The 9218-nt window shown below is 64.0% G+C and carries 10 protein-coding genes; 4 read left to right on the top strand and 6 right to left on the bottom strand.

Features of this window, described 5'->3' with window-relative positions; genetic code table 11:
* Nucleotides 1-171: 171 nt before the first annotated feature.
* The gene (locus tag J7G73_RS12285; protein ID WP_291246466.1) at nucleotides 172-1821 is read right to left on the bottom strand and encodes an ABC transporter ATP-binding protein; all 1650 of its coding nucleotides are present in this window, start codon (nucleotides 1819-1821) and stop codon (nucleotides 172-174) included.
* Between the two features lie 254 nt (nucleotides 1822-2075).
* On the opposite strand from J7G73_RS12285, the gene J7G73_RS12280 reads away from it, so the two are divergent.
* Nucleotides 2076-2927, top strand: a complete 852-nt coding sequence (locus tag J7G73_RS12280; RefSeq protein WP_291246465.1) for a LysR family transcriptional regulator — start codon at nucleotides 2076-2078, stop codon at nucleotides 2925-2927.
* Nucleotides 2928-2982: 55 nt separating this feature from the next.
* Here the strand turns inward: J7G73_RS12280 and J7G73_RS12275 are convergent, their stop codons facing one another.
* The 3 genes from J7G73_RS12275 to J7G73_RS12265 are packed head-to-tail and all read right to left on the bottom strand — an operon-like array spanning nucleotide 2983 to nucleotide 5490.
* Complete coding sequence (locus J7G73_RS12275) at nucleotides 2983-4254, bottom strand: ATP-binding protein (protein WP_291246464.1); 1272 nt, start codon at nucleotides 4252-4254, stop codon at nucleotides 2983-2985.
* 22 nt (nucleotides 4255-4276) lie between these two features.
* On the bottom strand, nucleotides 4277-4723 hold the full coding sequence (locus tag J7G73_RS12270; protein WP_087295949.1) for a threonine/serine exporter family protein: 447 nt from the start codon (nucleotides 4721-4723) through the stop codon (nucleotides 4277-4279).
* A gap of 2 nt (nucleotides 4724-4725) precedes the next feature.
* Complete coding sequence (locus J7G73_RS12265) at nucleotides 4726-5490, bottom strand: threonine/serine exporter family protein (RefSeq protein WP_291246463.1); 765 nt, start codon at nucleotides 5488-5490, stop codon at nucleotides 4726-4728.
* 163 nt (nucleotides 5491-5653) lie between these two features.
* Between J7G73_RS12265 and yqeC the strand changes: the two genes are divergently transcribed.
* Nucleotides 5654-6388 carry a selenium cofactor biosynthesis protein YqeC gene (gene yqeC, locus J7G73_RS12260; RefSeq protein ID WP_291246462.1) on the top strand — a complete coding sequence of 245 codons (735 nt, stop codon included), beginning with the start codon at nucleotides 5654-5656 and terminating at the stop codon, nucleotides 6386-6388.
* Nucleotides 6382-7176: a selenium-dependent molybdenum cofactor biosynthesis protein YqeB gene (yqeB, locus tag J7G73_RS12255; protein ID WP_291246461.1), complete on the top strand. Its 795-nt coding sequence runs from the start codon at nucleotides 6382-6384 to the stop codon at nucleotides 7174-7176. The genes yqeC and yqeB overlap by 7 nt, the downstream gene beginning before the upstream one ends.
* A 231-nt stretch (nucleotides 7177-7407) precedes the next feature.
* Here yqeB and J7G73_RS12250 read toward each other — a convergent pair whose 3' ends face one another.
* Together J7G73_RS12250 and J7G73_RS12245 are read right to left on the bottom strand one after the other, a co-directional pair.
* Nucleotides 7408-8121: a LytTR family DNA-binding domain-containing protein gene (locus J7G73_RS12250; protein ID WP_291246460.1), complete on the bottom strand. Its 714-nt coding sequence runs from the start codon at nucleotides 8119-8121 to the stop codon at nucleotides 7408-7410.
* A gap of 22 nt (nucleotides 8122-8143) precedes the next feature.
* Nucleotides 8144-8734, bottom strand: coding sequence for a nucleotidyltransferase family protein (locus tag J7G73_RS12245; protein WP_291246459.1), 591 nt, complete (start codon nucleotides 8732-8734; stop codon nucleotides 8144-8146).
* A gap of 190 nt (nucleotides 8735-8924) precedes the next feature.
* Between J7G73_RS12245 and J7G73_RS12240 the strand changes: the two genes are divergently transcribed.
* On the top strand, nucleotides 8925-9218 hold a 294-nt coding region (locus J7G73_RS12240; RefSeq protein ID WP_367114002.1), incomplete at its 3' end, for a hypothetical protein.

Genomic DNA, 9218 nt, shown 5'->3' with positions numbered 1-9218 from the left:
GGATTAGCTCAGCTGGTTAGAGTGCCTGCATCACACGCAGGAAGTCTGGGGTTCGAGTCCCTAATTCTCCACCAAAAACCCACAGGTTCGCCTGTGGGTTTTCTTTTTGTGTTCAGACAGAGAAAACGCCCGCGGATTTGCCAAATCCGCGGGCGTTTTTTGTCAGCCGGCTTACGCCCCGATGGCGTTGCCGGTGTACAGCTGGTAGTAGCGGCCCTTCTGGGCGATCAGCTGGTCGTGGGTGCCCACATCGCTGATGCGGCCGTCGTCCAGCACCATGATGCAGTCGGCGTTCTTTACGGCGGAAAGCCGGTGGGCGATCACAAAGGTGGTGCGGCCGGTCATCAGAGCATCCATGCCCTGCTGCACCAGTGCCTCGGTGCGGGTGTCGATGCTGCTGGTGGCTTCGTCCAGAATCAGCACCTTGGGCTTTTTCAAAAGGGCCCGGGCGATGCACAGCCGCTGCTTCTGGCCGCCGGACACGTTGGAGCCGCCCTGTTCAATGTGGGTGTTGTAGCCGTCCGGCAGGCGCTGGATGAACTCGTCCGCCTGGGCCTGGATGCAGGCCTGACGGCATTCCTCCTCGGTGGCGTCCTCCTTGCCCCAGCGCAGGTTATCCAGAATGCTGCCGCTGAACAGCACGTTCTTCTGCAGCACCACGGCCACCTGGTCCCGCAGGGCTTCGGTGTCGTACTCCCGCACATCCCGGCCGCCCACCTTCACGCTGCCCTCGGTGGCGTCGTACAGGCGGCTGATCAGGTTCACCAGACTGGATTTGCCGCAGCCGGTGCCGCCGATGATGCCGATGGTCTCGCCGCTCTTGATGTGCAGGTCGATGTCGTGCAGGGCGTCCTCACCGGTGGAGCCGTGTTTGTAGCAGAAGTTCACATGGTCAAAGTCGATGCTGCCGTCGGCGATCTCGTGCACCGCATTGGCGGGACTGGTGATGTCCGGGGTCTCGGTAAGCACCTCGGCGATACGATGGGCGCTGGCGGCGCTCATGGTCACCATAACAAAGACCATGGAGAGCATCATCAGCGACATCAAAACGCCCATCACATAGCTGAACAGGGAGGTGAGCTCGCCGGTGGTCAGGCTGCCCGCCACCACGAAGTGGGCGCCGAACCAGGACAGGGTGATGATGCAGCCGTAAACCACCAGCATCATCACCGGGTTGTTCAGAGCCAGCAGGCCCTCGGCCTTTACGAACAGGTTGTACAGGTTCTGAGCGGCCTTGGTGAATTTTTCGGTCTCGTGCTCCTCCCGCACATAGGCCTTTACCACCCGGATGGCGCTCACGTTTTCCTGCACGCTGGCGTTCAGATCATCGTACCGGCGGAACACCTGGTCGAAGATGGGAATGGTGCGGCGCATGATGAGAATCAGCGCGCCGCCCAGCACCACAATGGCCGCCAGGAAGACCAGGCTCAGCCGCAGATTAATGAAAAAGCACATGGCCATGCAGCAGATGAGCATCAGGGGCGCGCGCACCGCGATGCGCAGAATCATCTGGTAGGCGTTCTGCAGGTTGATCACATCGGTGGTCATGCGGGTCACAAGGCCCGAGGTGGAGAACTTGTCGATGTTGGAAAAGGAAAAGGTCTGGATGTTTTCGTACATGCCGTCCCGCAAATTGCAGGCAAAGCCGGACGAGGCCCGGGCTGCAAAACGTCCGGCCAGCACGCCGCAGGCCAGGCTCACGAAGGCCAGCACCAGCATGATGATGCCGTAGCGGTAGACCTCGTGCAGTGAGCCCGCCTCGATGCCCTTGTCGATGATGGCGGCGGTGATGAAGGGAATCAGCACCTCCAGAGCAGTCAACAGGGGAGCAAGCAGGGAGTCCGCCCGGTACGGCCGATTTGCCGCATCAGGGTTTTTATCATAGTCATTCCTCCTTGTGGAATCCGTTTTTGTGGAACATTGCGGGCGCAAAGGCAGCGCCTGCAACGGTTCTATTATAGGGCCGGGCCGGTTGTAAGTGAATTCAAAAAATGTCACTATTGATAAACAGAATTTATTAATCGAAATGGGAGGAATGCGCGGTGAATACCTTTCAGCTGGCCTGATTTCTGGCGGTGAGCGATACCCTGAACTTTGCGCGGGCCGCCCAGCGGCTGAACGTGACCCAGCCCGCGGTGACCCATCAGATCCGCACGCTGGAGGAGGAGCTGAACACAAAGCTTTTCCGCCGCACCACCCGCAGTGTGGAACTCACCGAGGCGGGGCGGCTGTTTCTGCACGACGCCAACGGCATGATGACCATTGCCATGCGGGCAAAAAAGCGGTTTGAGAACCCGGCGGCGGGGGAGCTCTGTGAGCTTTCGGTGGGCTGCCACGGCTACACCCATCTGTTCAGCCTGCACGAGCCGCTGCGGCAGCTGGCCCAAAGCTACCCCAACCTGCATCCCCGGCTGCAGGTGGTGCCCTATGACTTTTTGTACCGGCTTCTGGAGGAGGAGCACGTGGATGTGATTCTGAGCTTCCAGGAAAACGAGGCAAAAAAAGCGCCCGGCATCTATGCCGAGCTGGAGAAAACCCCCATGGTCTGCGTGACCACCCGTCTGCAGGCGCCGGAGGGGGAGGGACCGCTGAGCCTGGAGGAATTGCGGGGGCAGCGGCTGGTGCTGGGCGACCACCGCAAGGCCCCCCGGAGCATTGCCCGGGTACAGGCACAGCTGCTGGGTGAGCGCGCACCGGGCGAGTTGTTCTTCGGCGAGTCGCCGGAGGCGGTGATCACGCTGGTGAAGGCCGGGTTCGGTCTGGCGGTGATGCCCCGGCTGCTGGCACCCCCGGACCCGGAGCTGGTGCTGCGGCCGCTGGCCGGGGTTGAGCCGCTGTCCTTCGGTATGTATTACAAGACCCTGAAGGCAAACCCGGTGCTGCGCCGGTTTGTGGAGCTGATGCGCCTGCAGCACGAACAAAAATGAAAAAAGGCCCCGGCCGTATCTCTTGGATACGGCCGGGGCCTTTTGCTTGTTTGGTTCAGCGTTTCAGCTGCCAGGTGTTCTTGCCGGCGGGCTCCACCGCGCCGATGGCAGCCAGCCGGGCCAGCATCCGGCATACCTGACCAGAGGTCAGGTGCAGTGCACCGGCCAGCTGGGCGGGACTGGCGCTCACCTGGTCGGTGAGGTATTCCAGCAGAGCCTGACTGCCGCTGGCCGCAGGCCGGGGCGGCAGCGCGGGGCGGGGCGCAAAGGTCAGGCGCAGGCAGGTGGTACCGGGGCACAGCTCCTCCCGGATGGAGGGCTCCTCCCAGCCCTGCAGCCGCCACACCGCCTGAATCTGGGGCAGGCCGCTGCCCGCCCGGCGCCCCACACCCACCAGCCGGAACAGCTCGCTCAGGCCCGGGTTGCGGGCGTCGCTCACGCCGCCGGCCAGGGCGCTGGCCGGTTCCATGGGGAAACAGCCCGGGTTGGTGATGTAAAGCCGGTGGCCCCGTTTTTCAATGGTCAGGCCCCGGCGGTCCTGGTAGTCCGCGTGGATCAGGGCATTGGCCAGAGCCTCCCGCACCGCCAGCTGCACCGGGTGGTCCGGCTCAGCGGGCAGGCGGGGGTCAGCGCAAATGCGGTGAGCCGCCGCAAAATAAAAATCAAACAGTGCGCCGTTCCAGTTCGTGCCGTCCGAGTGCAGGCAGCAGGCAAGGCCGGGCTGCAGCTGCTCCCGGTAGGAAAGGCTGAAATGGGGCCACACCGAGCGGATGGCCCACCCCTCGCCCAGAAGCAAAAGCCCGGCGGCGGTGGGGCAGAGGGCTCCGTCCCTGGCGCGGGCCAGCACCCCAAGCCGAAGCAGCAGACCTGCGTCGCTCAGCTCGCCCCACACATGGCCGGGGCGGCAGCGCAGCAGCCGGGCCCGGTAGCGGGTCACCGCGTCGGGGCAGAGCGCACTCTGGTCCAGCCCCTCCAGCGGGGTCAGGTCCCGGGGCAGATCTGCCTGGTCGCGCATCATGGCCCGCACCTCCTCGGCGGAGCAGTGATAGTCCCCCTCGCCGCCCCGCCGGTAGGCACCGGAGAAGGGGTCGGTGCCCAGGTACACCGGCCGGTCGCGGCGGCCTGCGCGGGGCACATGGATGATCACGATCCGATTGCCGCCGCTCTCGTCCACCCATACATCGGAGGGACGCAGAATGTTGACACTCACCCGGGCCGGGTCGGCGGAGTAGGTCTCCCAGCTGCTGCGGGGCAGTCCGCCTTGGGCGCGCTTTGCCTCCAGGCGGTTGTTCTCCCGGTATTTTTCCAGGTGGGCAAGGTCGATCATAAGAGGTTACCTCAACAAGGGGTCACTTGGTCCAGGGGGCGGCCAGGCGGCGGAACCAGCTGCCCGGCAGCTCCAGCCCCAGCAGGATGGCCAGCACCATGGCGATGGCGGTTTTCAGGGTGGTAAAGCCGATCTGGCCGGCCTCGGCGGTGGCGTTGTTCACCATGGCGTAGGCGGTCTGGTAGATGCCGAGACCGGGCACCAGCGGGAAGATGCCGGAGATCAGAAAGATGGTGGCCGGGCAGCGCATCTGCACCGCCGAAAACCGGGAGATGCACAGCACCGCGAAGGTGGCCAGAAAGATGGCGGGCAGCACCCCCCAGAAGGGCTTGAACAGCAGGTAGACCAGCCAGCCTGCCGAGCCGGTGATGCCGCAGCGCAGGTAATACCGGCTGGGCACGTGAAAGATCAGGGCGAAGGCCGCGGTTCCGATGCCCGCCGCCAGTACCTCGCAAAGAAAACGCTGCATGCTCACACCCCCCATGCGGTATAGGCGGCCATCACCGCGCCCACGCCCAGGGCCAGGCAGGCCACCACCAGCACCGCGTCCAGCAGGCGCACGCTGCCGGAAATATAGTCCTCGTCGGCAATGTCCCGGATGCCGTTGGTGAAGGCCACGCCGGGCAGAAGCGGCACCACCGCACCGGCGGTGACCATCTCCAGATTGCTGCCCAGCCCCAGATGAGTCAGGAGCAGCGCGCACAGGGTGACCAGCGCCCCGCCGCTGATGTTCATGGCGATTTTGGAAAGACGCCCTCGCACCAGATACAAAAAGTAAAGATACAGAACAAGCCCGCACAGAAAGGCTGCAGCCGCGTCCCGGCCGGTGCCGCCGAACAGATAGCCAAAGGTCCCGCTGCCGATCCCCGAGGCCAGCACCTGCTGCCAGCGGGGCTTGGAGGGCATGGCCCGGATGGCCTCCAGCCGCTCGTGGGCCTCGGCGGGGGTGTGCAGCCCCAGCTCGATTTCACGGGAGAGCTGGTTTACCGCGTCGATCCGGTCCAGCCGACCGCCGCCCAGGGGAATGTGGCGCACCCGGGCCCGGTAGCTGCGGGGCCCGCCCCCGGTGGACAGCAGCACGCCGTTGCTTAAAATAAAGGTATCCAGCCCGGGGTTGCCGTAGGCTCGGGCAATGCGCTCCATGGTATCGCTTACCCGGGAGATCTCGGCCCCGGAGGCCAGCAGAATCTCGCCCGCGAGCGATACGGTCTCAAAAATAAGGTCGCGGTCCTCCATGGCAGGTCCTCCTTTTGCGGCCGGAATTTTGCCCTTTTATTATACGGCGGTTTGGGACCGGTTACAAGCAAAACCCGGCGGCGGGCCCCTTGCACAGGCGGCGGGTTTTCGTTATACTGAAAGTTACACAACGGATGCCGGAAAATGGGGAAAGGAGCAGGCGATGAACGAGACGTTGAGCAGCCTTCTGGGGGTGCGCCCCGGGGTGACCGCACTGGTGGGGGCGGGCGGCAAGACCACCGCCATGCTGACTCTGGCCGAAGAGCTGGCCAAAGCGGGCAAAAAGGTGATCGTGACCACCACCACCCACATGTTCCCGCCGGAGGAGCAGCGCTACGGCCCGGTGTTTTCGCCGGAGGATACGGCAGGCATTGCGGCGGTGCTGGAGCGCACCGGGCTGGCGGTGGCCGCCGGGCCGCTGGATGCGCGGGGCAAGCTGACCGGGGTGAGCGACAAGCAGGTGGAGAACTTTTTGACGCCGGCGGACTATGTGCTGGCCGAGGCGGACGGCTCCCGCCGCCTGCCCTGCAAGACTCCCGGGGAGCATGAGCCCGCCCTGCCCGCAAAAACCGGGCTGGTGGTGGCGGTGCTGGGGCTTTCCAGCCTGGGCCGGCCGCTGGAGCAGGTCTGCTTCCGGGCTGAGCTGGCCGCCCGGCGGCTGGAAACGGACCCGGCCCGGCCGGTGACGCCTGAGCAGCTGGCCCGGCTGGCGGCCGAGCCCTGGGGCCTGGCCAAGGGCAGCGAAGGGCGGCGGTTTGTGATCCTGCTGAACCAGAGCGATGCATGTGACCCGGCGGACCTGCGCCGGGTGGTGCGGGCTGTAAAAGAAACAAGCAGCGCCCGCGTGGTGAGCGCTGCTTTAAAGAAAAAGGAATGGAAAGAGGAATCGATATGCTGATTGTGATTCGAGGCGCCGGAGACATTGCCACCGGCATCGGCTGGCGGCTGTGGCAGTGCGGGTTTGACGTGGTTATGACCGACCTGCCCCAGCCCACCTGCATCCGCCGCACGGTGGCCTTCTCCACCGCGCTGGAGGAGGGCGAGTACACCGTGGAGGGCGTCACCGCCCTGGCCTGCCCGGACCTGGAAGCGGCCCGGGCGGCGCTGGCGAAGCGCTGTGTGGCGGTGATCCCGGACCCGGAGGGCGCGTGCATCAAGGCCCTGCAGCCCGCCGCAGTGGTGGACGCGGTGCTGGCCAAGAAAAATCTGGGCACCGCCATCACCGACGCGCCGCTGGTGATTGGGGTGGGCCCCGGCTTTTGCGCCGGGCAGGACTGCCATTATGTGGTGGAAACAAAGCGCGGTCATCGGCTGGGCCGGGTGATCGAGGAGGGCCCCGCCGCCCCCAATTCCGGCCTACCTGGCAACATCATGGGCTACACCGGCGAGCGGATCATCCGCAGCACCGTCAGCGGCCGGTTCGAGCCGCTGTGTGCCATCGGCGATCTGGTCCAGGCCGGGCAGACGGTGGCCCGGGTGGACGGCGTGGACCTGAAGGTGCAGATCCCCGGCATGATCCGTGGCATGCTGCATGAGGGCATCCAGGTCACGCAGGGCTTCAAGTGCGGCGACGTGGACCCCCGTGGCCGGGAAGCTGACTACACCACCATCTCGGACAAGGCCCGGGCGGTGGCGGGCGGCGTGATGGAAGCGGTGCTGCGCCGCTACGGCTGCCGGATGCAATAAAACCAAAAAACGACAAAAACACAGGCCGCCGCGTACCCATAGCGGGTATGCGGCGGCCTGTGTTCCCTTGACCGACTCCGAAGAGATCGTGCAATTCCCGCAGCTCCGCCCAAACCGGAACTGCGTACCATTATTATAACGCATTTTACGAAATAGAGAACCGAAAATGCACAGAATCAATGCGATGCGACACAAAACGCGGGTTTTCCTGGCCGAAAAGCCAGGTGCGGCTCAGCGGTTCTGCCAGTTTAGAAACTCCTGACGCAGCTGGGAGAAACGCTTGACGCTAACCGGAATGCGCTGACCGCTTTTCAGGATGACTATATAGTTGGAGAAGCGGTCCACGTAGCGCAGGTTCACCACGAAGCTGCGCTGCACCCGCAGAAAGTCCCGCCCCTCCAGCCGGTCGGCGATCTCCTGAATGGACACCCGGAATGTCCGGGTGCTCCAGAGTGCCGAGGCGGAAAAGTGGGCGGTGACCATGTGCCCGGAGGCTTCAAAATAGCGGATCTGCTCCAGCGGCAGGAACACATCCTCCCGGTCTGCCCGCAGGCACAGGGTGTTGGCGGCAGAGAACAGCAGATCCCACAGGCTGTCCATGCAGGCGGTGAAGCTTTCCGGCAGGCGGGTCTTGAGCAGATAGGCGAAGGCCCGCACCCGGTAACCATCCGGTGCGCAGTCCAGGGAATCCGAGGTCAGGATCACCGGTGTTTCAGGGCAAAGCGCACGCAGGCGGCCGGCAATCTCCAGATTGGGGCATCCGGCGGTGGTCACCTGCAAAAACACGGCGGTACAGGGGTGATTGCGGCAGAATTCCAGCAGCAGCTCCGGCTGGCTGAAATGCTCCACCCGGCAGTGAAGATCGTTCTGCTCCAGATAGTGATCGAGCAGGTCGGAAAGACGCCGTGCATCGGCAGGCTGCGTGTCGCAGATGGCAAACAGCATGAGGGGGACACTCCTTTGGGGATCATGGAGATAAGGGGGGCTGCAGGGCCCGGGCGATGCGCTCCAGGGCCTGGGGGGTATCGGCATCCCACAGCTCGCAGGCGCACTGGGCTTCGGTGAGCCGGACCTGCTGTGGGAAACGTTTCAAAACGGCGCTGCCGCCGGTTTTCGGGGGAAGGCTGGCCAGTGCGGCAAAATGAGCCGCGCCGAACAGCACAGGGCTTGCGCCCACCCCCTGCCAGGCAAGGCGATGGATGCACCCCGGCTGGCGCTCAAAGGCCTGTGCCAGTGCGGCCAGGCTGGCCGGGCGGCACAGGGGCTGGTCGCCCTGGCAGACCAGGCAGCCGTCCATGCCTTCCATATATCGGATGCCCAGGCGGATCACATCGCTGCGGTCCTCCCGGTCGTGCAGCAGGCAGGCGACGCCCTGCGCCGCGCACAGCTGTGCCACCTGGGGCCAGCGGGTAACCACCAGAACCTTGGCAAACACGCCGGGAGGCAGACTGTTCAGAGCATGCGCCAGCAGCGGCCGTCCGCACAGGTCCGCCAGCAGCTTGTTGGAGCCAAAGCGTTTGCCCTGACCGCTGGCCAGGATCAGGCAACCGATCTTCATGGTGCACACCCCTCTCTTGACGGATAAGAAACAATGACAAACGTTACTGTTTTTGGCTTTTATTGTAATATAATTAGGTCAGGGATGCAAGAGCAGGCAGCAAAACCTGCCGGATTGGTGGCATTTTTTGCAGAAAAGACCTATAATAATGAAAATACCCGTGCGCCGGGCCCGAAAAGGAGATGCGAAGATGATCCATTTCAACTATCCCAACTACCCCATGCAGTGGTACAAGAACAAGAATCCGGTGTCCGGCAATGCGGGCCAGTTCAACTATAAGGTCCTGCGCGACGGTGACGAGCTGGCCGCCTGGTGCTGGATGGGTGTGTGGTGTTTGGAGAAGACGAAGGATGTGAAGGAGCGGCGCTTTGCCTTCGGCGAGGAGGGGGTGGCCCAGGCCATCGCCTGGCTGAAGGAGGAATTCGACAGCCACAGCCGGGAGGAGATCGAGAGCAAGCTGGGCTTTTTCACCACCGAGCCCTAC

This window comes from Allofournierella sp. (assembly GCF_017889395.1).
Lineage (GTDB): Bacteria > Bacillota > Clostridia > Oscillospirales > Ruminococcaceae > Allofournierella.
This window is presented reverse-complemented; position numbering and strand designations above follow the sequence as displayed.

What these genes read in the sequence shown, in the direction of transcription:
- yqeB (WP_291246461.1), top strand. Translation starts at nt 6,382, where the DNA reads ATGCTGATTGTGATTCGAGGCGCCGGAGACATTGCCACCGGCATCGGC.
- J7G73_RS12245 (WP_291246459.1), bottom strand. Translation starts at nt 8,734, where the DNA reads ATGAAGATCGGTTGCCTGATCCTGGCCAGCGGTCAGGGCAAACGCTTT.
- J7G73_RS12250 (WP_291246460.1), bottom strand. Translation starts at nt 8,121, where the DNA reads ATGCTGTTTGCCATCTGCGACACGCAGCCTGCCGATGCACGGCGTCTT.
- J7G73_RS12265 (WP_291246463.1), bottom strand. Translation starts at nt 5,490, where the DNA reads ATGGAGGACCGCGACCTTATTTTTGAGACCGTATCGCTCGCGGGCGAG.
- J7G73_RS12275 (WP_291246464.1), bottom strand. Translation starts at nt 4,254, where the DNA reads ATGATCGACCTTGCCCACCTGGAAAAATACCGGGAGAACAACCGCCTG.
- J7G73_RS12270 (WP_087295949.1), bottom strand. Translation starts at nt 4,723, where the DNA reads ATGCAGCGTTTTCTTTGCGAGGTACTGGCGGCGGGCATCGGAACCGCG.
- yqeC (WP_291246462.1), top strand. Translation starts at nt 5,654, where the DNA reads ATGAACGAGACGTTGAGCAGCCTTCTGGGGGTGCGCCCCGGGGTGACC.